This window comes from Novosphingobium aureum (assembly GCF_015865035.1).
Lineage (GTDB): Bacteria > Pseudomonadota > Alphaproteobacteria > Sphingomonadales > Sphingomonadaceae > Novosphingobium > Novosphingobium aureum.
This window is the reverse complement of sequence record NZ_JADZGI010000006.1, coordinates 1-24,011: the sequence shown is the minus strand read 5'-3', so window position 1 is coordinate 24,011 and position 24,011 is coordinate 1. Positions and strand designations below refer to the sequence as shown.

The 24,011-nt window shown below is 63.1% G+C and carries 23 protein-coding genes and 1 pseudogene; 20 read left to right on the top strand and 4 right to left on the bottom strand.

From position 1 onward, the window contains the following. Nucleotides 1-19 precede the first annotated feature (19 nt). The 4 genes from I5E68_RS18775 to I5E68_RS18760 are packed head-to-tail and all read left to right on the top strand — an operon-like array spanning nucleotide 20 to nucleotide 1,955. Nucleotides 20-577, top strand: a complete 558-nt coding sequence (locus tag I5E68_RS18775; RefSeq protein ID WP_197167096.1) for a helix-turn-helix domain-containing protein — start codon at nucleotides 20-22, stop codon at nucleotides 575-577. Nucleotides 578-619: 42 nt separating this feature from the next. Beyond that, nucleotides 620-1,102 carry a hypothetical protein gene (locus I5E68_RS18770; protein ID WP_228727361.1) on the top strand — a complete coding sequence of 161 codons (483 nt, stop codon included), beginning with the start codon at nucleotides 620-622 and terminating at the stop codon, nucleotides 1,100-1,102. Nucleotides 1,103-1,130: 28 nt separating this feature from the next. Next, on the top strand, nucleotides 1,131-1,739 hold the full coding sequence (locus I5E68_RS18765) for a UPF0149 family protein (RefSeq protein WP_197167094.1): 609 nt from the start codon (nucleotides 1,131-1,133) through the stop codon (nucleotides 1,737-1,739). A 3-nt stretch (nucleotides 1,740-1,742) separates the two neighbouring features. Continuing rightward, the gene (locus tag I5E68_RS18760) at nucleotides 1,743-1,955 is read left to right on the top strand and encodes a helix-turn-helix domain-containing protein (RefSeq protein ID WP_197167092.1); all 213 of its coding nucleotides are present in this window, start codon (nucleotides 1,743-1,745) and stop codon (nucleotides 1,953-1,955) included. Here I5E68_RS18760 and I5E68_RS18755 read toward each other — a convergent pair. Next, complete coding sequence (locus tag I5E68_RS18755; RefSeq protein WP_228727360.1) at nucleotides 1,947-2,516, bottom strand: recombinase family protein; 570 nt, start codon at nucleotides 2,514-2,516, stop codon at nucleotides 1,947-1,949. The genes I5E68_RS18760 and I5E68_RS18755 overlap by 9 nt on opposite strands. 196 nt (nucleotides 2,517-2,712) lie before the next feature. On the opposite strand from I5E68_RS18755, the gene I5E68_RS18750 reads away from it, so the two are divergent. From I5E68_RS18750 to I5E68_RS18675, 16 genes are all read left to right on the top strand, one after another. After that, nucleotides 2,713-3,081, top strand: coding sequence for a hypothetical protein (locus I5E68_RS18750; protein ID WP_197167090.1), 369 nt, complete (start codon nucleotides 2,713-2,715; stop codon nucleotides 3,079-3,081). Beyond that, nucleotides 3,078-3,683, top strand: coding sequence for a lytic transglycosylase domain-containing protein (locus I5E68_RS18745; protein ID WP_197167088.1), 606 nt, complete (start codon nucleotides 3,078-3,080; stop codon nucleotides 3,681-3,683). The genes I5E68_RS18750 and I5E68_RS18745 overlap by 4 nt, the downstream gene beginning before the upstream one ends. After that, nucleotides 3,680-4,993 (top strand): LPD7 domain-containing protein, encoded by a 1,314-nt coding sequence (locus I5E68_RS20205; RefSeq protein ID WP_228727359.1) that lies wholly within the window; start codon nucleotides 3,680-3,682, stop codon nucleotides 4,991-4,993. Before I5E68_RS18745 ends, I5E68_RS20205 begins: the two co-directional genes overlap by 4 nt. A 19-nt stretch (nucleotides 4,994-5,012) precedes the next feature. Then, entirely contained in the window at nucleotides 5,013-5,333 is a 321-nt protein-coding gene (locus I5E68_RS18735; protein WP_197167086.1) for a TrbC/VirB2 family protein, read from the top strand. Nucleotide 5,334: 1 nt separating this feature from the next. Further along, nucleotides 5,335-5,673, top strand: coding sequence for a VirB3 family type IV secretion system protein (locus I5E68_RS18730; RefSeq protein WP_197167084.1), 339 nt, complete (start codon nucleotides 5,335-5,337; stop codon nucleotides 5,671-5,673). Continuing rightward, nucleotides 5,666-8,032, top strand: a complete 2,367-nt coding sequence (locus I5E68_RS18725) for a VirB4 family type IV secretion/conjugal transfer ATPase (RefSeq protein WP_197167073.1) — start codon at nucleotides 5,666-5,668, stop codon at nucleotides 8,030-8,032. The genes I5E68_RS18730 and I5E68_RS18725 overlap by 8 nt, the downstream gene beginning before the upstream one ends. 1 nt (nucleotide 8,033) lies before the next feature. Next, nucleotides 8,034-8,753 (top strand): TrbJ/VirB5 family protein, encoded by a 720-nt coding sequence (locus I5E68_RS18720; protein WP_197167071.1) that lies wholly within the window; start codon nucleotides 8,034-8,036, stop codon nucleotides 8,751-8,753. Nucleotides 8,754-8,755: 2 nt separating this feature from the next. Further along, on the top strand, nucleotides 8,756-9,028 hold the full coding sequence (locus I5E68_RS18715; RefSeq protein WP_197167069.1) for a putative periplasmic lipoprotein: 273 nt from the start codon (nucleotides 8,756-8,758) through the stop codon (nucleotides 9,026-9,028). Nucleotides 9,029-9,129: 101 nt separating this feature from the next. Continuing rightward, on the top strand, nucleotides 9,130-10,164 hold the full coding sequence (locus I5E68_RS18710; RefSeq protein ID WP_197167137.1) for a TrbL/VirB6 family protein: 1,035 nt from the start codon (nucleotides 9,130-9,132) through the stop codon (nucleotides 10,162-10,164). A gap of 59 nt (nucleotides 10,165-10,223) precedes the next feature. Beyond that, entirely contained in the window at nucleotides 10,224-10,562 is a 339-nt protein-coding gene (locus tag I5E68_RS18705) for a hypothetical protein (RefSeq protein ID WP_197167067.1), read from the top strand. A gap of 11 nt (nucleotides 10,563-10,573) precedes the next feature. Continuing rightward, nucleotides 10,574-11,251, top strand: a complete 678-nt coding sequence (locus I5E68_RS18700; protein ID WP_197167065.1) for a VirB8 family type IV secretion system protein — start codon at nucleotides 10,574-10,576, stop codon at nucleotides 11,249-11,251. A 1-nt stretch (nucleotide 11,252) separates the two neighbouring features. Beyond that, the gene (locus I5E68_RS18695) at nucleotides 11,253-12,260 is read left to right on the top strand and encodes a TrbG/VirB9 family P-type conjugative transfer protein (RefSeq protein WP_197167063.1); all 1,008 of its coding nucleotides are present in this window, start codon (nucleotides 11,253-11,255) and stop codon (nucleotides 12,258-12,260) included. A 1-nt stretch (nucleotide 12,261) separates the two neighbouring features. Then, nucleotides 12,262-13,533 carry a type IV secretion system protein VirB10 gene (gene virB10 / locus I5E68_RS18690; protein ID WP_197167061.1) on the top strand — a complete coding sequence of 424 codons (1,272 nt, stop codon included), beginning with the start codon at nucleotides 12,262-12,264 and terminating at the stop codon, nucleotides 13,531-13,533. Between the two features lie 3 nt (nucleotides 13,534-13,536). Next, the gene (gene virB11, locus I5E68_RS18685) at nucleotides 13,537-14,553 is read left to right on the top strand and encodes a P-type DNA transfer ATPase VirB11 (RefSeq protein WP_197167058.1); all 1,017 of its coding nucleotides are present in this window, start codon (nucleotides 13,537-13,539) and stop codon (nucleotides 14,551-14,553) included. Nucleotides 14,554-14,571: 18 nt separating this feature from the next. Beyond that, complete coding sequence (locus I5E68_RS18680; protein WP_197167049.1) at nucleotides 14,572-16,452, top strand: type IV secretory system conjugative DNA transfer family protein; 1,881 nt, start codon at nucleotides 14,572-14,574, stop codon at nucleotides 16,450-16,452. A gap of 389 nt (nucleotides 16,453-16,841) precedes the next feature. After that, nucleotides 16,842-19,193 (top strand): arylsulfatase, encoded by a 2,352-nt coding sequence (locus tag I5E68_RS18675; RefSeq protein WP_197167047.1) that lies wholly within the window; start codon nucleotides 16,842-16,844, stop codon nucleotides 19,191-19,193. Between the two features lie 93 nt (nucleotides 19,194-19,286). On the opposite strand, the gene I5E68_RS18670 is transcribed toward I5E68_RS18675, so the two are convergent. The 3 genes and pseudogenes from I5E68_RS18670 to I5E68_RS18660 form a co-directional block, all read right to left on the bottom strand. Then, the gene (locus tag I5E68_RS18670) at nucleotides 19,287-20,528 is read right to left on the bottom strand and encodes a hypothetical protein (protein ID WP_228727357.1); all 1,242 of its coding nucleotides are present in this window, start codon (nucleotides 20,526-20,528) and stop codon (nucleotides 19,287-19,289) included. Nucleotides 20,529-20,732: 204 nt separating this feature from the next. Then, complete coding sequence (locus tag I5E68_RS18665; RefSeq protein ID WP_197167045.1) at nucleotides 20,733-23,090, bottom strand: sulfatase family protein; 2,358 nt, start codon at nucleotides 23,088-23,090, stop codon at nucleotides 20,733-20,735. A gap of 293 nt (nucleotides 23,091-23,383) precedes the next feature. Continuing rightward, nucleotides 23,384-24,011: pseudogene (locus I5E68_RS18660) on the bottom strand (hypothetical protein); the annotation flags it as partial.

Here is a 24,011-nt window from a genome sequence, read left to right as displayed (position 1 = left end):
GGTTCGCAGCATAGACGCCATGAACGTACTATGCCGCCTTGGGGACGCACACGCGGACAACGCCAGTGAAGTGCTGGATAGCCTGACCGACAAGCAGGTCGAGGTGCTCGATCAGTTGTGCCTGCACAAGACCAGCAAGGAAATCGCCAACGAACTGGGCATTTCACGGCACACTGTAGACCAGCGCGTCTCAAGCGTTCGCACAAAATGGAACCTTCCGACCCGCCAGGAAGTCGTGCGCCTCTACCGGGAATTGCTGGAAGCCGCAGAAAACCGCAACGATTCCATATACGAACCATTGATATATGAACCGTCGCAGGTTGGCATTGATGCTTCAGCCGATGATCCTGAGCGCAAGAACCGGACAACCTCCATGGTTGAGGATCTTGCGCCTGCCGCGTTGGTCGCGCCTGGAATTTCTCAGGGCGCCTCCAGCGGTATGACGCTCGTCGATCGCCTCGACCTACACTTTGGCCCGTCCGGTCGTTTCGTGGCCGTCATTGGACTTGCGTTCGTGATGGCTCTCACGCTGGCTCTGGTCCTGGTGATTGCTGATGCTCTGGAGAGACTGCTGTAATCCACGCCCGATCCGGGCCGCCTGTACGGATGGCTTTGCCCAATGAGCGTGATGCAGGTCCTCTACTTCGGCTTTCTCGTGACGATCTTCATCGCGATCGGTCTCAGCCTCTGGAAAGGCGGCGACCCTGAACGTGCTGGCGCCGGCGTCCTGCTTATCATGTTCATGATGACCTGGTTCGAAGGCGCCCTCATCCAAACGGTGGGTCTTTCGGAAGAGGCAATGCGCACAATCTCGGTCGCCGAGGATCTGGTCGGACTGGCCGGCTTCGGGTTGATCGCGGCACGCGCGCGTCGCTTATGGCCCCTGCTGTGCACAGCCATGCAGTTGATCTCGGTGCTGACCCACGTTGTCCATTACCTCGGCGTGGTGAACCGGCCCATCGTCGTGGTCTTCATGAGCCAGACACCCACCTTCACGGCCACCGTCTGCCTGATCGTCGGAACCATCATTCACATACGGCGCTCCCAGCGCTTCGGCCCTGAACGCGACTGGCAAGATTTCAGGAACCTTCCCTCGGGCTGACCATCTCCAAAAACCGCAAGGAAGCGCCATGGATCTCCCAAGCTACCGCCACTGGCAGGCACAAGCCCCTGATACACGCCCCGACATCCATCTGGCCGATGGATTTCTGGCCGGTGCAGTGGTCTCGCTCGAGCCCATGCCCGATAGTCACTGGGTAGATGCGATAATGGGCCCTATTTCGGCACAGGCCACTTCACGCGATCTGATCGAAACACGGGCACGCAAAGAGCTTCGGGCCCGCCTTGTCCAAACCCGCGCCAACATGGCCTCACCCGATCCGCGCTATGCGCCGATCCTTGCCGTGACGGCCGATGGTGAATTTGACCTTACCGCCTGGAGCAGTGGCTTTTACGAAGCGATCGCGGACGATCTCGACATGTGGCAGTATCTGCTGGCCGGGCAGCGCGAAGGTGGCCTTCTCGCTCTTCTTGGCAGCCATACAGTAGGAAAGATGGGCGAGGCCGCACGCCGCTACATCGCCAGTCACCCGGAGGCGCAGACCCTTTCCGAAGTCGCGAGGAGCTCCTGGGAAGTGCTCTCGCGCTTGCTTTGCATGATGTACGAAAAGCGCAGCCAGATTGTCCAAGGCGAAACGCTGGCCACGGGACAGTCCGCAGCCTATCGCGCTGGCAGCTAAACCATGTCGGTCTATCGAACCCTTTATGTCCGCACGCTGGCAGCGGTCCAGCAGCGCAAGCTGGCGGTGCGCGATATTGCCTGTGCGAGTGCATTGCCCGAAGCGCGCATCGTGAGCATTCTTGAAGGCGAGGCCCGGGACATAACGCTAACCGAACTGGCGGGACTGTGCACCGCGCTCGGGATGCCTCCCGCCGCTCTTTTGCGGTCAGCCTGACACGTCCTTATGAGCTTTCAGAAACCCGAAAAGCGTGGAGCGAGCGACACTCAGGTCTTTCGCAACACTTTCGTGGGTTGCCCCCTGCTCGGCCAGGCGCTTTCGGATGTCGGGCAACTGCTCGATTGTCAGACGCGGCTTGCGCCCGGCCTTCGCCTCGCGCTTTTCATTGGTCTTGATGCCGTGGATCTGCCGCCAGTGGCCGTCGAAGGCTTCCACCAGCAGAAACAGATCGCTGTCCCGGTCCGGGGTGATCGTCACACCCAGAGCGCAGAGTTCAATGTTCACCCCCGCCTTGAGCAACCGAACCATCACGCGCAGGACCGTCGTGGTGCTGACTGCAAGACACGAAAGATCGTGAACCTTGACCGTGTCTCCTGGCACGAGCGGATGGCCGAGCTTTGCAAGCAGCTTCTCGAGTTCGTTGAAGCTGACCTCCGGCGCACTTACAACAAGATCGCCGTCGCGCACACAAGCCGACGTTTGCTCGGCAAGCGAGGGCAATTTTCCAGTCTCAGCCAGGAACACCACAGTCTTGGGCAAACGCATCACCTTCTTCATTTTTCACTCAAGGCCGTGATTTCACGCCAGTAGGCGCGCCGTAGGAATTGGCCCGGCCTCCATCAAGATCGGGCCTTCACGATACCAACAGTACAGCAATAGCCAATTGCATATTGCTGGACGACCGAATATTTGATATATCACATATCCAGACCCAAGAATGCAACGCTCGTCAGCGTAAACAGGGAGCTGGTTCATGTTCGATCGTCCGCTTGCAAAGTGCCCCAATCTGCTCGGTGGGCTCGGGCTGTTGGCAGCCGGAGCGCTCGCCACCTCAGCGCCGCAGGAGGCCCACGCCTCGACCTGGGGCTGTCAGGTCATCCTCTGCCTCGCCACCCCAGGTTCGCCCACGACCTATGCTGAGTGCGTGCCGCCGATTACCAAGCTCTGGAAGACGCTGGCGCTTGGCGGCTCGTTTCCGTCCTGCTCGGAAGGCGGCGTTTCGGCCAAGACGAAGAAGCTGAGCAAGACGCTTTATTACGTGAAGAGCACGCAGAGCGACGGCACTACGAGCGCGTATCTCATCAACACCAAGACCTCGACGGTCACGACGATCGGCCAATGATCTACACCGTCGCTGCCCTCACCGCGCTTGCGCAGCAATGCGCGCCCGGCGTTGCCACAGAAGCGCTCGTTCCCCTGCTCGTCGCGGAAAGCGAAGGCAATCCGCTCGCGATCAACGTCAACAAGGGACCGCGCGTGAACGCCGCGAACCTGGCCGACGCGGTCGCGCTGGTGAAGCGCTACGTGGCAGCCGGGCACTCAGTCGATATTGGACTTGGCCAGATCAACTCGAGGAACCTCGCGCGCCTCGGCACGACGATCGAGCAAACCTTCGATCCGTGCACCAACCTCGGTCTTGCCTCGCGCGTCCTGCAGGAAGGCTACGCGCAGGCCAGCCAGCACTACTCGGGGCTTGACGCGATCAGCGTTACTTATTCGCTCTACAACACCGGCTCGATGAGCCGGGGCTTTCGCAACGGCTACGTCAAGCGCGTCTGGGCCGCTGCTGCGCGCGTCGGTGCGATCGAAACGCCGCCCGCACTCCCCGACCTTTCCTCTTCCCCGTCCATCCTGACCTCCACGCCGCAGGAGGACAGCGCAATCGAAGCGCCGGAACAGTGGGTGTTCGGTCAGGCCAGCACCGGAATCGAGGTCTTCCAATGAGCGAAGAAAACAGCATCGCGCAGGCCCCTCGGGCCGCAGAACGGGACGCTTCTCAGGAAACTGTCCCCCAGGCAGCGTTCTCAATTCCCGACGATCTTGCCAAGCGGTACGAGATCCGCGCCATCGAGGGCCGCTCCGAAGCGGAACGCCGGGTCGGCCTGTTCGCACCGGGCAATGTCCAGACGCCCGCGCTCGAAATCTCGAACGAGCGGATCGTTGCCAACCGCGACGATCGCGAGACGGTCGAAAACCTCGTGAAGCTCGCGCAGCACAATGGCTGGGAAGGCATCTCGGTCGACGGCTCACCGGAATTTCGCAAGGCTGTATGGCAAGCTGCCGAGCGATCGGGGCTTGAAGTCAATGGCTACGAGCCATCGTTTGCCGAGCGCGAAGCCGTTGAGCGCCAACGCCGTGAGGAAGCCGAACGCGAGCGCAAGGACGCGGAGCGTCTGCGCAAAGGCGACAAGGCCGAGAAAGACGGGGAAGCGGAGAAGGTCGTCGAGGCGGCGGAGATCGCGATTGATGCGGCCAGCCCCAACCCGGCGCAGAACGTCACTGCCGATCTTGCCAAGGCTGGCGAGCGCACGTCGACGCCGGAGGCTGGCCGCGATGAAAGCTCCGAGGACGTCACCTCCCTGCTCAAGCGCAAGAGCGCGCTGGTCGAGGAGCTGCATGACGTTCTGCGCGAAAATCCATCGCTGTCGAACCAGACTGTTTCCGAGTTCGTCCTGAAGCAGCCCTCCGCGCAGATGCGCCTTGGCGATGCCGGGGTCAGCGACGAAGTCCTGGCCGCCCGCAATCTCATGTCTGAAAGCATCATTGCGGACGCGGCACGGAACCAGGGCAACCTTTCCAAGACCGTCGGGGAATACCTGCGCGATCAGGATAGCGAAATTGGTAAACTGGCGCGCAGCCGGGGTCTTGAAGCGCCCGATGGCAAGGCAGCGCGTGACGAGTTGGTGGCTGAAGCCCTTCAGGAGCGCAACGCCTTCTCCGAGTTCCTGGCGAGCAAGGGCAGGGCGCGGGCCGCAGAACGAGAAAACGAGAAGCTGGCCGACCTGTATCTGCGCGGCACCCAAGAGCAGCGCGAGGCCGAGCCACGGCTTGCCAACGCGCTCGAGGCAGAAGCCGAAATGCGCCGTCACCTCGAAGCCGCCTTCGAGGGCAATGACCAGCGTATCGAGGCGGTTTCCCAAGAGGGCCGCCAAATGATCTCGGACGTGCTGCGGCGCGGCCTTGATGTGTCGGTTCGTGAGCCGACGCCGGTTCGGCAGATCGAGCCGATCCAAACCAACCAGATGGAACGGTAACCTCAACATGGAGAAGTCTATGAAGTTCTCTCGTCGTCCCGCGCGTCGCATCCTCTCGGATCGTCGCGCCCGCCAGATTGTCGGCGTTGCCGGCCTCCTCGCCTCCATGGCCATGTCCCAGGCCGCCTTCGCCTCCACCAGCATCGAAACCGGCCTCGACACCATCGAGAGCTGGATGATCACCATTGCCTCGGTGGTCGGCGTCATCGCCATCATGGCAGTGGGCTACGCCAAGCTCACCGGCCGCATGGATTGGGGCCGCGCGGTCACCGTCCTGATCGGGATCGGCATCATCTTCTCGGCCACGACGATCGTGGGCTGGATGGGTGGCAGCGCCTGACATGGACACGGAAAAGATCGCCGAAGACAAGGTGTTCCTCGCCCTGACCCGGCCATCGGTGTTCATGGGACTGCCGCTCGAGGCAATCCTGCCGATCATCATGGCCTGCATGGTGCTGTGGGGGATCGTCGGAAACCCGTTCTATCCCCTCGCCCTCTTCGGCGCTCTCTACTTTCCGGCGCGCATGGTCGTGCATTACGACTTCAACGCGTTCCGGCTCTGGGGCCTGTGGTTGCAGACCACCTTCATTTCCAAAAATCGCAAGTTCTGGGGGGGCGGGAGCTACTCTCCCGTCCGCCTCAAGACCGGCGTGAAGCGCAGGCAGTTCGGCAATGACTAGGTTCGCCCTCAAGCACAAACAGGTCGTGCTGCGCGAAGAGGATGACATCAAGTTCATCCCCTATACCCGGCACGTCAACGACACCGTGGTTGCGCTGGCTGACGGCTCGCTCATGCGCATGTACCGGGTCGATGGGCGCCCGTTCGAAACCTGCGATATTGCCGACCTCAACACCTGGCACAACAAGCTCAATATTGCCTGGCGCACGATCGGCGACGACCGCGTGGCCGTGTGGACGCACCTGGTCCGCACCGCCACCAATCCCGAGCTGGACGGCGAGTTTCAGTCCGCCTTCGCGCGCGATCTGCAGGCGAGGTATTCCGAGCGCCTCAAGGAAAAGGTGCTCTACCACAACGAGTTCTATGTCACGATCGTGGTGCGCCCCTCGAACATGGCGGGCGACCAGCTCACCCGCTTGTTCGGCAAGACGGATGCCAGCCACGCCGCCGACGATCGCGCCCTGGCGATCATGGCCGACAAGTGCCGCGACTTCGAGAGCATGCTGGCCGACACCAACCCGGTGCCGCTCTCGCTCTACGAACGTGGCGGCGTGCTGTTCTCCCAGCCCATGGAAGTGCTGCACTTCATCCAGACCGGCGACCGCATCCGTATTCCACTCGTCCACGGGCGTCTCGGGCAGGCGATCTACAATTCACGGATCATCTTCGGGCGCGAGGCCGCCGAGATCCGGCTTCCCGACAGGTCGCACTACTTGGGCATGTTCGGCGTGCGCGAGTACGTCGCGAACACGCGTAGCGGCCAGTTCAACAGCCTCCTGACGCTCGATTTCCCCTATGTGCTGACGCAAAGTTTCGCGCCGCTGGTGAAGTCGGTCGCGGCCGAGCGCTTCCAGAAGAAGTACAAGCAGATGGTGTCCTCGGACGATGCCGGCGTGAGCCAGGCCGAGGAGCTGCTCGATGGCGTCGACGATCTCATGTCGAACCGCTTCGTCATGGGCGAGCATCACCTCTCGATCGCCGTGATCGACGATGATCGCAAGCGCCTGCTCGAGCGCCTTTCGATCGCGCGCGCCGCTGCCGCCGACACCGGCATGGTCATGGCGCGCGAGGACGTCGCGCTGGAAGCCGCGTTCTGGGCACAGCTTCCCGGCAACTTCAAGATGCGGGCGCGGCCCGCCGTGATCAACAGCCGCAATTTCGCGGCGATGAGCCCGTTTCATACCTTCCCGGCGGGTCGCAAGTCGGGGAACCATTGGGGCGAGGCGGTGACGCTTCTAAAGACGCGCGCCGGCTCGTCCTTCTGGTTCAACTTCCACCGCGCCGACATTGGCCACACGCTCATCATCGGCCCTACGGGCGGCGGCAAGACGGTGCTGCAGAACTTCCTGCTCGCCCAGCTCGAAAAGACCGGTGCCAAGCAGATCTTCTTCGACAAGGACCGCGGCGCGGAGATCTTCGTGCGCGCCTGCGGTGGCACTTACCTGGCGCTGCGCAACGGCGAGCCAACCGGCTTTGCCCCGCTCAAAGGGCTGGAGCCAACCCACGACAACATGGCCTTCCTGCGCCAGTTCATCCGTGTCCTGGTCCGCCGCGAAAACCAGCCCCTCACCGTCACGCAAGAGCGCACCATCGATGAGGGCCTCGATGCCGTGATGCGCCTGCCCGCGCTGCAACGTTCGATGAGCGCGCTTCGCGAAATGCTCGGCTACGCCGACGCCGAAGGCATTGGTGCGCGGCTCGAGCGCTGGTGCCAGGGCGGCGCGCTCGGATGGGCGTTCGATGGTCCGGCCGATGAAGTCTCGATGGCGGCCCGCTTCGTCGGCTTCGACATGACGGACTTCCTCGAAAACCCGGAAATCCGCACGCCCATGATGCTCTACCTCTTCCACCGCGTGGATGAGTTGCTCAACGGCCAGCGGGTCGTCGTCGATATCGACGAGTTCTGGAAGGCGTTGCAGGACGATGCCTTCAAATCATTCGCACAGGACGGCCTCAAGACCTTCCGCAAGCGCAACGCCTTCATGGTCTTCGGCACGCAGTCGCCCGCCGACGCGCTGCGCTCCTCGATCGCGCATTCCATCATCGAGCAGACCGCAACCAAGATCCTCCTGCCAAACTCGGATGCCAAGCGTTCGGACTACTGTGAGGGCCTTGGCCTTACCGAAGCGGAATTTCGGCTGATCAAGGAAGACCTGACACCCGAAAGCCGGTGCTTCCTCATCAAGCAGGGACACACCTCGATCGTAGCCAAGCTCGATCTGAACGGGATGCTCGACGAACTCTCGGTTCTCTCCGGCCGTGCAGAAACGCTAGAGGTCATGGAGGCCGCCATTGCCCAGGCGGGCACCAATCCGGCGGCATGGCTGCCGCTCTTCTACGCCAACGAAAGGAGAAGCTGAAATGCGCATCAAGAGCAATGTGCTGATGGGGGCCACGCCGCTCGCGCTCGGTCTCGCCGCACCCCCTGCGGCGGCGCAGGGCATCCCGGTGTTCGATTCCTCGACCTACCTCCAAACGATCTCGACTGTCACCAACACCGCCAAGATCATCGACCAGGGCGTGCAGCAGATCGAGACCGCGCAAAATCAGCTCAACTCGCTGCAAAAGCTCACCAACATCAACTCGGTGGCCTCAAACCTGTCGAACAGCTCGGTGCGCAACATCATGCCCACCACGACGATGGACGCCGGCACGCTGTTTGGCGGTGATCTGTCCAAGATCGGCTCGCTCAGCTCATCCGCAAGCAGCATCCAGTCGCAGTACACGCTTTCGGGCACTACAAGCGCCGATGCCGCGTACAGCCAGGCGCTCAAGGACGCGACCGGCTCGGCCGCCGCGACGGCCGCCTTTGGCGAGAACACGCTGGCGGTGTCGCAAACCCGCATGGCGGGTCTCCAGACGCTGCAAGCCAAGCTCGACACAGCCACCGACCCCAAGGACGTGATGGACCTTCAGGCGCGCATCGCCGCCGAACAGGCCCAGCTCCAGAACGACCAGCTCAAAATGCAGGCGCTTCAGATGGCGCAGGCGGGGCGGGCCAACCTCTCGATCTCGGCGGCCGAGGCCGCGACGGCGGCCAGCGCCGCCAATTTCTACGAAGCCAACACCCTGAGGAACTGACGATGAAGAAGAAGCTCATGGCCCTTTCGATCACGCTCGCGGCGTGCGCCTGCCAGCAAGAAGCACCGGTACAGGTCCCCACGACACAGGAACTCATGGCGGATCCCAACCTGCTCACCGATTGGGAGCACAAGTGCAACGAGGGCGAATTTGCGCACCTGCCTGCGGACCAGAAGCAGAACTTCTGCTTCACCACGTTCGAGGCCGCGCGGGTGAACGCAGCCAAGGCCGCAGGCGAGGCAAGCGTGAAGGCCTTCGGAGGCAACACGCAGTAACCGGGTGGCCCAGGTCCTTGTGACCGGCCGCCCCCTCGCTCTGACAAGCTCTCTCACGACAAGGCAAGGCTCAGCCAATGGCGTCCAGTTCAGTCAATCTCATGGTCCTCTTCACGACCATGTACGGCTATGTCGAAAGCGCCATCACCTCGGCGGTTTCCAGCTTCGGGTCTGGACTTGTCAGCTTCGTGGCCGCGCCGCTTGGCGTGGCCGCGACCATATACTTCCTGTTGCTGGGCTTTGCGGTACTACGCGGGGCCATCCAGGCCCCGCTTCGCGAACTGGTGTTCCAGGCCGGGAAGGTCGGGTTCGCGATCGCGGTTGCCAGCTCAGTCGGGTACACCGCCTTCGTCGTAAACATCGTCACCGACCTGCCTTCGGAAATCATCGCAGCGGGATCGGGGACCGCAGTCACCAACCCGGGCACGACGTTCGACACCTATGTCTCGGACACCAACAAGCTCGCGGCGCGCCTCGAAAACGCCAATCAGGCAATCCAGAACTTGCCGTCTCAAGGAATGACGGACTTTCGCACGCCCCTGATCCAGCTCAAGGCCGCGATCTGCACCTATGGCTGCATCGCCGTGCTCTATGTCTTCGGCTTCCTCTCAGCAGCGGTCGGATTCTGCGTCGTCATCTTCGCCAAGCTTTCCGTCGCGATCTGCGTGGCCCTTGCCCCGCTGGCGCTGGGATGCCTGCTCTTCAATTCCTCGCGCTTCGTGTTCGATGGCTGGCTCAAGCAGACCCTGAACTTCGTCCTGCTCATGGTCGTCATGGCGATCATGACCAAGTTCATCACCGGCCTTCAGGAAGCGTCGATGGATGGCATCATGGCCGTTGTCGGGGATGGCACAGCCGCCTTCATCGTCGATCAGGGCACGGCCGCCGACCTCAACATTGGGGCGATGATGGCCGCCACTGTCGCGTGCTGCGCCATCTACATCGTTGGCACCATCTTCTTCTTCCAGTCCCCTGCGATCGCAGCGGGCATCGCGGGCGGGGCATCTTCTGGCGGCCATGGCTTCCTGCAAACCGGCATGAACATCCTCGCCAACCGCATGATGTTCCGCCGTCTCGCCAATGCCCGCACGCCCGCGCCAGCCAGTCGCGCAGGCGGCACCGCCACAAGAACATGAGGTCGCCTTCGAATGAGTTTTGAACGCCCCTAACGCGGCACATTGCTGACGGAGTTTTTATGAAAGCGCTGATTTTCACAGCGTTGGGTGCGCTTGCACTCAGCGGATGCACCGGGAGTCACATCAAGCCGCCTGCCGTTTGCGACGGCAAGCACCGACGCCCGGCCAACATGTACGGCACGATCATGCCCAATCTGCCGGTGCCGCTCCCGCCCTCGCAGAGCGGCGGGTGGCCCGCCACTCCGGCACCGAGCCCGTCCAGCGACACGCCCATTCCGCCCGAAGCGCAAGAGGCCGCAGCCGCCGCGAGCGCCGCGGCCCAGGCTGCAAAGCCCGCCCCTGCTCTCTCGCCGCGCGATGAGCGCGAGATCGAGCTGTCCTACCTTCCCTGCTCATAAGGAAACGTCTCATGGCCCAGGTCAAAGCCGCCGACAAAGGCACGTACCTCGAAAGCGCACGGACGTTCGAATACGACCGGATGCGCGCCGCAATCCAGTCCCGGCGGGTTGCCTGGACTGTCGCCGGATGCGCCTGCGCCATGGCGCTTGTCTCGACCGGAGCGGTCGCCATGCTGGCCCCGCTCAAGACCGTCGAGCCCTATGTGATCCGCGTCGACAAATCGACCGGAGAAACGCAGGTCGTGACCGCGCTCAAAGGCCCCCAGCCCCAGACCTATGACGATGCGGTCAACCGCTTCTTCGTGGCGCAGTACATTCGCCTGCGCGAAGGCTGGCTCGACGATGCCGCGCGCGAGAACGCCTATGCGGTCATGCTCATGAGCGACAAGGCGGAAGGCTCGCGCTACCTCGATAGCGTCAAGTCGAGCAACGAGAAGGCCCCCTCCAACATCTACGGGGACAAGGGCTTCGTCTCGATCCACATTCGCGCGATCAGCTTCCTGAGCCCGACCGTCGCGCAGGTCCGCTACGCCAAACTCGTCACGATGGGCCAGAACACGCCCACGGCGCAGAACTGGACCGCCACCCTCACCTTCAAGTTCACGACAGCGCCCACGCTGGAGAAGGACCGGCTGATCAATCCGCTCGGCTTCGAGGTCGTGAATTTCCACTCGGACCCGGAGACCTGACATGAGCGATGCGCCCAAGACGCCCGAAAGCGGTGACAACACCCCCACGCCCTTCCTCCCCGTCCTTCGCGAAAAGGTCGCCCGGCGCCTGTCGCCTGCGGACACCAAGGTCGCCCTTACTTCGTCGGGCGCCAGGAGCCCGTTCTGGCGCGGGGTCAACGCGATCTGGCGCAAGCTGGTGACCTTCAGCCTTGCCGGCACCGTCATCGTTACACTCGCGCCTCATGCCAGCTTTGCAGCCGAAACGCCCGTTGCAGGCGAGAAGGACGCGCGGGTGCGCACGGTCGATTACGATCCCGACCAGGTGGTGAGCGTCGTCGGCCAGTTTCGCCACGCGATCGAGATCCAGTTCGGCGCGGGCGAAACGGTCACGCAGGCCGCCCTTGGCGACACGATCTCCTGGCAGATCGCGCCGGTCGGCAATGTCGTCTTCCTGAAACCTCGTGAAAAGGCGGCCGGAACGAACCTCATCGTCCTAACCCAAGAAGGTGGGATGACCCGCACCTACCACTTCAACCTGGCGCTCGGCACCTCGGCCACGATGTACGGCATTCGCTTCCACTACCCACAAGCGGAGCAGGCGATGAGCGCCGAGCAGGCCCAGATGGCACAGGCTCAAGCCGCTCAGGCCATGCAGAGCCGGATCGTCAAGACCGCGCTCGATCACGCGGTGATCGAGGGCAAGCGCAATTTCAACTACACCGAGCAGGGCGATGCCTCGCTGCAACCCAGCGAAATCTCCGACAACGGCGAGTTCACGGCGATGCGTTTCCCCGGCCACGCCGACATTCCCTCGATCTTCGCCGTCGACGTGGACGGAAGCGAGACGATCGTACCCTACGACGTGCGCGACGACTTCGTGGTGATCCACGCCGTCTACCGCGAACTGCGCCTGCGCCGGGGCAAGGCGGTCCTTGCGATCTACAACGAGGCCCCGCCCCGCAACGATCGCGCCGAGCGCACGGGCACCGTCTCCAACATCGTCGAACGCAAAGTGAAGGGGCAGTAACATGGCCGAGAACGTCATTGATCGCGGCGGTGAACTCGCACCCGTCGATTCCATTCCCGAAGAGAGCGGATCGCCTGCGGGTCGCAGTGGCACCAATTGGGGCAACGTCGCCTTCGTCGGCGCCGGTGTCGGCCTGGTCGCGACCATTCTTGGCATTTTCATCGGCTACGGCGTCTTTCACAACGCCGTGTCGGCGAAAGCAGCCGAGGAGCCCGCGCAAGCCAGCCAGAAGAGCGTCGATGACGTGGTGGCCTCACCCGCCGCGCAGCGTGCGGCCCTCGCAGGCCAGCTTGGACAAGCGGGCAGCGCTCAGACCGACGTCTTCGGCCGTCCGGTCCTGGGACAGCAGACCACCGATGCCAACGGCAACCCGGTCCCTGCAACGGGCGAGACGGCCAGTGGCGCGGAAAGCCTTGCCCAGAAGCGCTATGAGGAGCGCCTGAAGATGGCCGATGCCGCGCGCCGGTCCCCGATCATGGCCTACCAGGCTAACGGCCTCACGGCGTCCACCTCAACAGCGTCGCCAACGGGGAGCGCAGCCGCTGCGAGTGCGCAGGCCCAGGAGAGCGGCCCGCGCAACTTCGGCGCCAGCGGCTTTGGCCCGCCCTCGGATGACCATACGGGCACGGGTTCGGGCAGCAAGGGCTCAACGGACTTCACCGACCAGCTCGGGCACGCGAAGATCGAGACAGTGCGCGCCTCGCTCATCAAGAACCGTGACTTCCTGCTGAGCGCCGGCACGGTCATTCCCTGCACCTTACAAACCGCGATCAACTCGACACAGGCCGGGTTCGTCTCGTGCGTCATAAACCACGACGTCTATTCCGAAGACGGCCGCGTTGTCCTGCTCGACAAGGGCACCAAGGTCCTGGGGCAATATTCGGGTGGCATCACGCAAGGTCAGGCGCGCATGTTCGTGCTGTGGACCCGCGCGCTCACCCCGCGCGGGGTCGCGATCGACCTTGGTTCGCCTGCGGCCGACACTCTCGGCCGCTCGGGTATGTCAGGCGGGGTAGATACGCAGTTCTGGGCGCGCTTCGGCGCAGCTCTCATGATGAGCGTGCTCGAGGACGCCTCCAACATCGCCGGTCGCGCCGTTGCGAACGAAGGCACCTACACGACGCAGGTGCCCAGCGAGATGGGCAACACGATCCTTCAGGACAGCAAGAACATCAAGCCGATCCTGAAGAAGAACCAGGGCGATACCGCCGCCATCTTCGTCGCCAAGGACTTCGATTTCAGCCCGGTCTATGACCTTAAGCTGCGGCGCTGAACGATGGCAAACGTCTCTGCGATCTACCAGCACAACGCAGCCCCGCTGCAACCGCTCCTCGATCGCGAGGACGTGACCGAACTGGTCATCAACGAACCGGGCGTGATCGGCGTCGAAACCCGCAAGGGCTGGGAATGGCATGAAGCGCCCTCGCTCGATCACGCCAGCCTCATGACGCTGGCCCGCCTCATTGCAGGCCTGACCAAGCAGGACATTAGCGAGGACTACCCCATCTGCTCCTCGGTCCTGCCGGGCGGCGAGCGTGCCCAGGTCGTGATCCCACCCGCCATCGAGCGCGGCTTCGTCTCGATCACCATCCGCAAGGCCTCAAACACGGCGATGGACCTTGGCGACCTCGACCGCTCGGGCCTCTTCAGCGAAGTGAAAGCGCACGGCGCGGCCAACGCGGTCGATGATGCCCTGCTGGCCTACCGCGCTGCGGGCGACTGGAACGGCTTCTTCAAGCTCGCCGTGGAGGCGCGCAAGAACATCCTGATTTCCGGGGCGACCGGCTCGGGTAAGACGACCTTCTCCAAGGCCCTCATCAAGTTGATCCCCGACTTCGAGCGCGTGCTGACGATCGAGGATACCCGCGAACTGGTCGTGCCCCAGCGCAACCGGGTCCACATGATGTATTCCAAGGATGGGCACGGTCTGCAGAAGGCAGGCGCGAAGGAGCTGCTGGAATCGGCCCTGCGTATGCGGCCCGATCGCATTCTCCTTCAGGAGCTGCGCGACGGAACGGCCTTCTTCTACCTGCGCAACGTCAACAGCGGGCATCCCGGCTCGATCACGACCGTCCACGCCAATACCGCTGAAGGCGCGCTCGAGCAGCTCACTTTGCTCGTCAAGGAATCCGAAGGCGGCAACGACCTCGACCGCCACGACATTCGCGCCCTGCTGCGCTCGCTCGTCGACATTGTGGTGCAGATGCACCGCCTTCCGCCCAGCGACGGCCGACCGGCCCGCTACCGGATGACCGAAGTGTGGTTCGATCCGGCCGGTAAACCTCACGACTGACAACCAAAGGAGTGGCCCATGAGTGGCAAGATGGTTCGCAATCCGGGGGCGTCCCAACCGGGCGCCATTGCGTTTCTCATGATCGTGGGCCTCGTGGTCAGTGCCGCGATCGGCGCGGTCACGGTGCTGTGGCGCGCGCATCTGCTCTCGATCCAAACACCCTGGGCGAAGGTGCCTGGCGCGCTCTGGTCGATGAAATCCATGCCGATCGTCTGGCAGCCGTTCCTTTTTGGCTTCGGGATCAGTTTCTTCCTGTGTCTGGTCGGCGTCTTCGCCTCGATGTTCACCGCGCAAAAGCTGCACGGCGAGGCGCGCTGGGCGCGCTTTGGCGAAGTGAAGGGTGCTGGCCTTCTCGAAAGCGCCGGCATCATCCTGGGACGCTTCAATGCCAGGTTCCTGCGCTTCGGCGGAACCGAGCATGTCATGCTCGAAGCGCCGACCCGGGCCGGCAAGGGCGTGGGCGTCGTGATCCCGAACCTGCTGTCGTGGCCCGATTCCGTCGTGGTCCTCGATGTGAAGCAGGAGAACTGGGACCTGACCTCGGGCTATCGGGCCAGGCAGCTTCGCCAGAAGACGCTCCTGTTCAACCCGCTCGACGGGGAAGGACGGACCTGCCGCTACAATCCGCTTGGGCACATCAACCGGCGCGATCCCGTCGAGATCATCAATGAGTTGCAGAAGATCGGGGCCATGCTGTTCCCGCTCCCCCTGACTGGCGACAATTTCTGGGCCGAAAGCGCGCGCACCGCCTTCCTTGGGGTCTCGGCCTATGTCGCGGCCACCGTCGACGATGGCGAGGACGCCCTGCCCTTCACGATCGGCGAGGTTTACCGCCAGTTCGCCGCCGGCGATGCCAGGCGCCGCTTCCCCAAGATCATCAAGCAGCGCGAACAGGCCGGAAAGCCTCTCTCTGGCGCCTGCATTTCTGCACTGCGCGACTGGATTTCCTCGTCGGACAACACGTTCACGTCCATTCGCCAGTCTGTGACGGCCAAGATCAACCTCTGGCTCAACCCCTATGTCGATGCGGCAACGGCCGAGAGCGACTTCGATCTGCGCCAGTTCCGCGACAAGCGGATCTCGCTCTACCTCGGCGTCTCGCCCGATGACCTCGAGCGGGTCGCGCCGATCTACAACCTGCTCTTCCAGCAACTCATCGACCTCAACGTGCGCGAGCTGCCCTCAGCCGACCGGCACAACGTGCGCCTGCTCCTCCTGCTCGACGAGTTCACACGCCTCGGTCGGGCCTCGGTCATCGCCAGCGGCTTCAGCTATGTGGCGGGTTATGGCATCCGCCTCCTCCCCGTAATCCAGAACTTCTCCCAGCTCGACCACATCTACGGCGACAAGGTTGCCAAGGAGATCTCCGCGAACTGCGGCGTGCAGATCGTCATGCGGCCCAAGGAGATCAATGACGCCAAGAACGTCTCGGAGCGCCTGGGCACCTACACCTTCCGCGCCAAGTCCCGCTCGTTCGGCGCCTGGGGGCGCGGAGGGGGTTCGGTATCGGAATCCGATCAGCGCCGCGCGCTCCTGCTCCCGCAAGAGCTGCTCTTGCTGCCCGAGAAGGATCTGATCGTACTGCGCTCGGGCATCCCGCCCGTCTACGGCAAGAAGATCCGCTACTATCAGGAGAAGGACATGCTCGCGCTGACGAAGGTGCAAGCGCCAGCGATGCCGACGATCCGGCCCGATCCTTCCGTTCCGGCGCGAAGCCTTCGCGTCATCACGGCTGCGGAGGCGAGTGGGGAAAGCGAAGCGGGAATACCCGGAGCCAGCGGCAGGCCTCTGAACATGCCAGTGGTCAAAGCGCTTCAGACGACAGCCAATCACGCCCCCCGGCAAACAGCGCACATGTTGTTCAAGGACCTATTTTCCGTGATGATCCCAACAGCCTGATTGGGCCGGTAGGCGACCGTCCGGTTTGGACTCGGGTCTCGGGATAGCTGACGGTCACTCGGAGGCGGCTGCCGCCCAGCTCACGCCATTCCGGTGAGGTCGCTGGAATGTCCGCTGACGCCGGAACCGGTCTTTCGCAGGCGGGACAGTGCTTGTTTGCTACGCGCCCCTATAGGTCGTTCGGGGGCTGAGTTGACGCTCTTACCCCTGCCGGTCTGGCTTACCTTACTGAAGCTCCAGATTCAGTTGCAGAGTGCGCCAAGCGAAAATACCTTCATCACTGCTGAATGGCGCGGGTCGGCCTGCGGATGGCTGGGTGTAAACCCCGATAGTCTCACCCTCATCGACGTGGAACAACGAAGTACGCCCCTGACCGGAGTCACTCGACCATGCCTTCCATCGACCGGAGCAAGCTTCCCCTCGCCGAGCCCGCTTTCACCGGCAAGATCGGCAAGAGTTACAAGGAATCCCAAAGTGCGTGGCCTGAGCTGCCGAAGCCTCCGGAGGGCGCGCCCAACGTCGTGCTCATCCTGCTCGACGATGTCGGCTTCGGGCAGGTCAGCACGTTCGGGGGGCCGGTGCCGACCGGCGCGCTCGACAAGCTGGCGGCAGAAGGACTGCGCTATACCCGCTTTCACACCACCGCGATCTGCGGCCCTTCACGCGCGGCGCTGATCACCGGGCGCAACCACCACAACTGCGGCACCGGCTTCCTGTCCGAATATGCGACGGGCTATCCCAGCTACAACAACATGATTCCGCAGACGACGGCGTCGCTCGGCCGCATCCTGAAGGAGAACGGCTATGCGACCTCGTGGTTCGGCAAGAACCACAACACGCCGGACTGGGAATCGAGCGTCGCCGGCCCCTTCGACCGCTGGCCCACCGGCATGGGCTTCGACTATTTCTACGGCTTCATCAGCGGCGAGACGCACCAGTACTATCCGGTGCTGTTCGAGAACACCGTTGCGGTCGAGCCCGACAGGTCGCCCGAAGAGGGCTACCACCTGATGGAGGACCTGACCGACCGCGCGATCAACTGGATCCGCTATTCCAAGTCGGTCGCGCCAGACAAGCCGTTCCTCTGCTATTTCGCCCCCGGTGCCGCGCACGCGCCGCACCACGCCCCGACCGAATGGCGCGACAAGTTCAAGGGGCAGTTCGATGCCGGGTGGGAGAAGGTCCGCGAGGAAACCTACCAACGCCAGCTTGACGGCGGGATCATTCCCGAAGGCACCGAACTGACCGCGAAGCCCGACTGGGTGCAGGACTGGGACGGCCTGTCCGACAACGAAAAGAAGCTGTTCGCACGCTTCATGGAGAACTTCGCCGGCTACCTCTCCTACGCCGATGCCGAATGCGGACGGCTTATCGAGGCGGTGAAGCAGCTACCGGATGCCGATAACACGGTCATCATCTACATCGTCGGCGATAACGGCGCCTCGTCGGAGGGCGGCTTCACCGGTACGGTCAATGAGATCATGAACCTGAATGGCGTCCCATCGACGATCGAGGATAATCTCAAAATCTACGACGAGATCGGCGGCCCGGGAACCGAGCCGCACTACCCCCTTGGCTGGGCATGGTGCGGCAACGCGCCGTTCCAGTGGGTCAAGCAGGTGCCCTCGCACTTCGGCGGCACGCGCAATCCGATGGTCATTTCCTGGCCCGAGAAGATCAAGGACAAGGGCGGCATCCGCCCGCAGTTCACCCACCTGATCGACATTGTGCCTACCCTGCTGGATGCCGCTGGCATCCCGGCGCCGACCCACGTCAACGGCGTCGAGCAGAAGCCGATGGACGGTGTCTCGATCACTTCCACGTTCACCGCCGCCGATGCCCATGCCGTGCGCGAACGCCAGTATTTCGAGGTGTTCTCCAACCGGGCGATCTACGACCAGGGCTGGATCGCCTGCGCCCAGCACAGCTTCCCCTGGCGGCAGGACTATGCTCCGGGCAACTGGGAGAAGGACAACTGGGAGCTCTACAACATTGACGAGGACTTCTCCGAAGCCAAGAACCTGGCGAGGGAGCACCCGGACAAGCTCGAAGAACTCAAGAAGATCTGGGACGGCGAGGCGGAGAAGTACGGCGTCTATCCGCTCGACGATCGCGGCGCGGGCCGCCTCACCGAGCCCAAGCCTTCGGCGGGCGGCTCGGATCCAAACCGGACAGAGTTCACCTATTACGCCGGCGCCTATCGCCTGCCGGAAACGGCGGCGCCCAACACCAAGAACCGCTCGCACACGATCATCGCCGAGATCGACAATGCCGACGGCAAGGCCGAAGGCGTGATCCTGGCAGCTGGCGGGATGTCGGCCGGTTTCGTGCTCTACGTGAAGGACGGGAAACCGGTCTATCACTACAATTACTTCGAGAAGGAGCGCACCAGCGTCGTCTCGAAGAAGCCGCTGCCCAAGGGCAAGGCGAAGATCGAACTGGCCTTTGCCTATGATGGCGGCGGGCTAGGCAAGGGCGGCGAGGCCGTGATGATGATCGATGGCGAGGAAGTCGCCCACGAGAGGATCGAGAACACCGTCGCGGGCCGGTTCGGCGTCGACACCTTCGGCATCGGCGGCGACAGCGGCTCACCCGTCTCGCACGAGTACAAGCCGCCGTTCTCGTTCACCGGCGCCAAGATCGAACGCGTGGACATCAAGCTGGCGCCGAGGGACCTCACCGAAAGCGAGGAAGACGAACTCAAGGCCCGCTACCTCGCCTTTGCCCAGCACATCGAATGAAACGGGCGGGGCAGCGGCAACGCTGCCCCTTTCTTCCCCATCCGGCGTGCGCAGGGCTGACGCGCGCTCACGCGCGGATCGTGTCCACGCCACCTAGACCAGTATTCCCTTCAGTTCCTCGACCACCATGGCGGTTGGCATCGAGACGAACATCGCGACCAGGAACGGCGCCAACGCCGCCGCGAGCAGGATCACAAGGCTGCGCAAGTCGACGGGCAGGAAGCGCATTGCATGGACGTTGGATACAACGCCGTAGAGGTCGGCCGCCGCCGAGAAGTCGGGCGCGGAAAGAAGGTCTGGCTGCTCCTGCGCCGGCCCGTCGAACCAGCGATCCTCAAACGACCGGCCCAGCGCCACTGCCAGCGCGCCATAATACATCGCATTGCGCCGCCAGACCCGTGCCATCACCGGCCCGAATACGGCCAACGGTGCAACGCACAGCAGCAGCACGAGCGCAACCGTGCCGCCAATCAGCAAGCCGTCGGTCAGCGGCGTCGTCGTTCCTTGCAGATGGGCATTGGCGAAGCGGCCCGCGGTGATGCAGCCGACGCCTAGCGCAAAAAGGCTGAACGCGCGGACCGACTGCGCCAGAAAGCCCAGCCCGCCGGCATTGTCGGGATGGGCAACGATCAGCCGCAGGTCCATCCCTGCCACCTTGTACAGCAGCCGGGTCCACAGCAGGATCCGCCATAGCCAGCCCAGGAGCAGCATCAGCAACAGGGGCACGCTGACCAGCATATGCCACCATCCGGCCGCCGATAACCGGTTCTGTCCGAGCATCGCCCAGACCGGCAGGCGATGGGTGGATATGCCGGCCGCGAGCACCCCCAGAATGACCGCATAGGCAAGCACCAGCACCAGCATTTCGGCCCATGGCGAGCGCACCGCAGCGCGCGTGCTTGCCAGTTCGTCCCTCATCCGACCGATTGCATGGGCTGGCAACAGACCAGAGATGACGAAATGCCGTACCACCAGATCGAGCCGCCGCGCGGTTCCGACGTGGGCGAGCAGCAGGATCGGCACGGCGAAAGCGAAGCGGGCATGGACGCCGACATCGTACAGGAAATGGCGCAGGTCGCTGGACCGGTCATGGCCTGGAGCCAACAGGATCAGCAACAGGAGCGGCAACCAGCCGAGCGCCAGCGCGAAGACGGCGCGAACGCGCACCGTGCGGAGTGCGGGCACCGGCATGCCGACAAGCGCGGGTAGACCGCGCGGTGGCCCCCATTCGAACAGGTCGTGGCCTTTCGCCTCCAGTCCACCTGATTGATCGGGCGTCATTCGATCGAGCATCGTCGGCGCCAGCCCAGCAGCATGAAAGATGGCGCAGCGCATCTCTGCGTCTGTGCTGGACAATCGCACGCGCGGAGCTGGTGATCAGGAAATACCATACGTTAAAGCGGCTCACTATCACGACGGAACAATGTTCCATCAGCGAAGGGGGCTTACAGCCGGAAATGGAGAGGCGCCGCCGTATACTTGAACAGGGCGGACAAGTCCCCCGCGAGCAGCCAGAGCGGCCGTTGCGGGGGCTGGCACCTACTGCCGCGCCATGGCGACGTGGAAGCGTTCCTCCTCGCTGATGAGGTGGTTATGGTCATCCTCGCCGACGTCGAGCTGGACCCACTTGATCGTCGCGTTGAATTTGCTCTTGGCCGGATCGACATCCTTCGCCACCGCGGTGCCCGTCTCGATGCCGACGTCGAGCGTCTCGTCGAGCGAGAACGTGCTCGATGCCGTGGCATCGACCCGGCATTCGCCGCACTTCTTCCCGTCGATGAACAGGCTGGCGGTGCCGCCCTTGCCGACCCCGCCGCCGTCATAGGCGAATTCCATCCGTACCTGGTATTCGCCCTGGGGCAGCTCGATGTCGGATTCGGCGTAGTGATCGGCAAGCGCCATGTAGTTGTAGCAGTACTTGAGCTTTCCTTCCTTGGCATAGAGCGCCCAGCCGCCGAACTTGCCGCCCTGCGAGATGATGGTGCCTTCCGGCTTCCTGTCGCCGACCGCGATCTGCGCGGTCACCGAGTGCGACTTGTTCTTGATGACGAGGACGGAGTTCTCGGAGAGACGCTTCATCGTCGGGCCGAATATCTGCTTGTTGCCGGTGATCAGTTCGGGCCTTCCGGCGATCTCTGCATTGAAGCGCTCGGTTCGACGGGGATCGAGCGGCGTGACGAGGTACTTGTCCGCCTCCAGCAGGAACAGGTCCTGGAGGTCCTTGAGCTTCTCGGGCATCTCCGCCGCGCGGTTCTTCGCCTCGCTCCAGTCCTTGCTGACGTCGTAGAGCTCCCAGTCGTCGTCCTTGAGATTCGGGTTGCTCACCGGGTCCCAAGGAACGGCATGCTTGGCGCAGGCGACCCAGCCTTCGTGGTAGATCCCGCGGTTGCACATGATCTCGAAGTACTGGGTCTTGTGCCGCTCGTCGGCATCGGGGTCATCGAAGGAATAGGCCATGCTGGTGCCGTGGATCGGCGTTTGCGCGACCCCTTCCACGAATTGCGGGTGAGGCAATCCGGCGACTTCCAGCACCGTCGGCGCGAAATCGATGACGTGGTGGAACTGATGGCGGATCTCGCCCTTGGCCTTGATGCCAGCCGGCCAGTGCACGACCATGCCGTTGCGTGTCCCGCCCCAGTGCGAGGCGATCTGCTTGGTCCATTGGTACGGCGTACACATGGCATGCGCCCAGCCGTAAGAATAATGCCCGAAGCTGTCGGGGCCGCCGAACTTGTCGAGGTTCTCCTTCAGCGATTCGGCCGTCTCCACGCCGGTGATCGCGTTGAAGATCAGCAATTCGTTGAGCGTGCCGTTGAGCGTGCCCTCGGCGGAGGCGCCGTTGTCGCCGACGATGTAGTAGATCAGGGTGTCATCGAGGATCTCCATGCGCTCGAGCGCATCGATGAGTTCGCCGACATAGTGGTCGGTGTGCTCGAGGAAGCCGGCATAGACTTCCATCTGCCGTTCCAGCACCGGCTTCATGTCGTCGGGCATCTTGTCCCAGGAGGGGATCTCGTCGTGCCTCGGCGTCAGTTGGGCGTCCTTGGGGATGACGCCCAGTTCGAGCTGGCGCTTGTAGGTTTCCTCGCGGACCTTGTCCCAGCCCTTGGCGAACTTGCCTTTGTACTTGTCGGCCCATTCGGCGGGCACGTGGTGCGGCGCATGGGTCGCACCGGGCGCGAAGTAGGTGAAAAAGGGCTTGTCCGGCAGCAGCGCCTTCTGCTGCATGATCCAGTTGATGCACTTGTCGGTCATGTCCGCGGTGAAGTGATAGCCTTCCTCGGGCGTTGACTCGGGTTCGATGGGCGTGGTGCCCTCGTAGATGGCGGGATAATACTGATGCGTCTCGCCCCCGACGAAACCGTAGAAATGCTCGAAGCCCTGGCCGGTGGGCCAGTGGTTGAACGGTCCCGCGCCGCTGGTCTCGTAGGCGGGCACCTCGTGGCACTTGCCGAACTGCGCGGTCGAATAGCCGTTGTACTGAAGCATCTTGGCCAGAGGCGCACAGGTGTTGGGGATCAGGCCGGTATACCCCGGCGCGCTGGTCGCCAGTTCCGAAATGGCGGCGAAGCCCACTGTGTGGTGGTTGCGTCCGGTCAGCAGCGCCGCGCGGGTGGGGGAGCACAGTGCCGTCGTATGGAAGCGCGTATACTTGAGGCCATTCTTGGCCAGCCTTTCGAGATTGGGCGTATGGCAGGGCCCCCCGAAGGCCGACGACGCCCCGAAGCCGACATCGTCGATCAGGATCACCAACACGTTCGGCGCGCCCTTGGGCGGGCGGACAGGCTTGATCGGAGGGAACTTCGCCGCCTCGTCGGTCGCGTAGAGCGGTCGCACGCCCAGGTAGGGCTGGTCCGGAATGGGCAGGACGCTACGGGGCACGTCGTCACGGGGCATGGGATGTCTCCTTGCGGTCGGCCCTCCTCTGGTAGAACTCAGGAAGCGCTAGGTTTATAGGGGAAAACCCGGATCGAGGCCGTTGCTTACGGCAATCTCTGTCGTTCAACGGTCCCGCTTGGGCTGATGCCGAGCGTCCGCTACATGGCAACGACCTGCCGTTCGACAAGCCGCGAGGGAATGGCGGCAAAGTCTTAGCCCCGATCATAAGCAGAATGTCCGCTCATAGGCGCACCAAATTTCCAGCTGTTGGCTTGGATGGGCGCCTATCGGAAAAAGCGCAGGCACAAGCGCTAGCGGATATTTGGGGCCGTCTCTCGGGGCGATCCCAGGTCAAAATCTTTGCCATATTCCCGACCAGGCGCATCATATGCAGGTGCGGTTTGACGCTTTACAACCTGCCCTCCGGACAACTCATCGCCAATTTTCTCGTGAAGTTGTTCCATCAAGTCGTCGACCAACTCGGGAGAATTTCCCTCGGCCAAGAGACGAGCCCGGGTTCGCCTCATATAGTCGACCGCACCGGCAAGTTCGGCATCGCCGTGAAGAGCAAGGCTATCGCCCGCCCGCCAGAGTGCCGCGAGTTCAGCGATGCGCACCTGCTTTGACATGATGGAATGATCGCGAACGATGGCCGGTGGGTGCGCGGGCGGCAACACAGCGCCGCGCGCCTTGAGTTCATCGCGCGTAATCGCAGCCAAGCGAAAACGTAGCACCCGAACGTCAATTGGCTCCGTCGGCGACGGCATATACTGGGCCTTCAGAACCTTGGTCAGTTCCTCTGCAGAAGCGCACTTTACCTCCCGCCTCCAGCGCGCAAGGGCCGGATCACTTGGCTCGCGATCGGCCGGTTGCAGATAGGCAAAACGCTTCAATAATGCGTGATCTGCAACCTCGTCCGGCAACGGTGCCCCCTGCCCA

Coding starts and splice junctions, on each gene's coding strand:
- I5E68_RS18755 (WP_228727360.1), bottom strand. CDS start 2,516: ATGAAGAAGGTGATGCGTTTGCCCAAGACTGTGGTGTTCCTGGCTGAG.
- I5E68_RS18670 (WP_228727357.1), bottom strand. CDS start 20,528: ATGCGCTGCGCCATCTTTCATGCTGCTGGGCTGGCGCCGACGATGCTC.
- I5E68_RS18735 (WP_197167086.1), top strand. CDS start 5,013: ATGAAGTTCTCTCGTCGTCCCGCGCGTCGCATCCTCTCGGATCGTCGC.
- virB11 (WP_197167058.1), top strand. CDS start 13,537: ATGGCAAACGTCTCTGCGATCTACCAGCACAACGCAGCCCCGCTGCAA.
- I5E68_RS18775 (WP_197167096.1), top strand. CDS start 20: ATGAACGTACTATGCCGCCTTGGGGACGCACACGCGGACAACGCCAGT.
- I5E68_RS18705 (WP_197167067.1), top strand. CDS start 10,224: ATGAAAGCGCTGATTTTCACAGCGTTGGGTGCGCTTGCACTCAGCGGA.
- I5E68_RS18750 (WP_197167090.1), top strand. CDS start 2,713: ATGTTCGATCGTCCGCTTGCAAAGTGCCCCAATCTGCTCGGTGGGCTC.
- I5E68_RS18725 (WP_197167073.1), top strand. CDS start 5,666: ATGACTAGGTTCGCCCTCAAGCACAAACAGGTCGTGCTGCGCGAAGAG.
- I5E68_RS18770 (WP_228727361.1), top strand. CDS start 620: ATGAGCGTGATGCAGGTCCTCTACTTCGGCTTTCTCGTGACGATCTTC.
- I5E68_RS18700 (WP_197167065.1), top strand. CDS start 10,574: ATGGCCCAGGTCAAAGCCGCCGACAAAGGCACGTACCTCGAAAGCGCA.
- I5E68_RS18765 (WP_197167094.1), top strand. CDS start 1,131: ATGGATCTCCCAAGCTACCGCCACTGGCAGGCACAAGCCCCTGATACA.
- I5E68_RS18720 (WP_197167071.1), top strand. CDS start 8,034: ATGCGCATCAAGAGCAATGTGCTGATGGGGGCCACGCCGCTCGCGCTC.
- I5E68_RS18680 (WP_197167049.1), top strand. CDS start 14,572: ATGAGTGGCAAGATGGTTCGCAATCCGGGGGCGTCCCAACCGGGCGCC.
- I5E68_RS18730 (WP_197167084.1), top strand. CDS start 5,335: ATGGACACGGAAAAGATCGCCGAAGACAAGGTGTTCCTCGCCCTGACC.
- I5E68_RS18675 (WP_197167047.1), top strand. CDS start 16,842: ATGCCTTCCATCGACCGGAGCAAGCTTCCCCTCGCCGAGCCCGCTTTC.
- virB10 (WP_197167061.1), top strand. CDS start 12,262: ATGGCCGAGAACGTCATTGATCGCGGCGGTGAACTCGCACCCGTCGAT.
- I5E68_RS18760 (WP_197167092.1), top strand. CDS start 1,743: ATGTCGGTCTATCGAACCCTTTATGTCCGCACGCTGGCAGCGGTCCAG.
- I5E68_RS18745 (WP_197167088.1), top strand. CDS start 3,078: ATGATCTACACCGTCGCTGCCCTCACCGCGCTTGCGCAGCAATGCGCG.
- I5E68_RS18710 (WP_197167137.1), top strand. CDS start 9,130: ATGGTCCTCTTCACGACCATGTACGGCTATGTCGAAAGCGCCATCACC.
- I5E68_RS18695 (WP_197167063.1), top strand. CDS start 11,253: ATGAGCGATGCGCCCAAGACGCCCGAAAGCGGTGACAACACCCCCACG.
- I5E68_RS20205 (WP_228727359.1), top strand. CDS start 3,680: ATGAGCGAAGAAAACAGCATCGCGCAGGCCCCTCGGGCCGCAGAACGG.
- I5E68_RS18715 (WP_197167069.1), top strand. CDS start 8,756: ATGAAGAAGAAGCTCATGGCCCTTTCGATCACGCTCGCGGCGTGCGCC.
- I5E68_RS18665 (WP_197167045.1), bottom strand. CDS start 23,090: ATGCCCCGTGACGACGTGCCCCGTAGCGTCCTGCCCATTCCGGACCAG.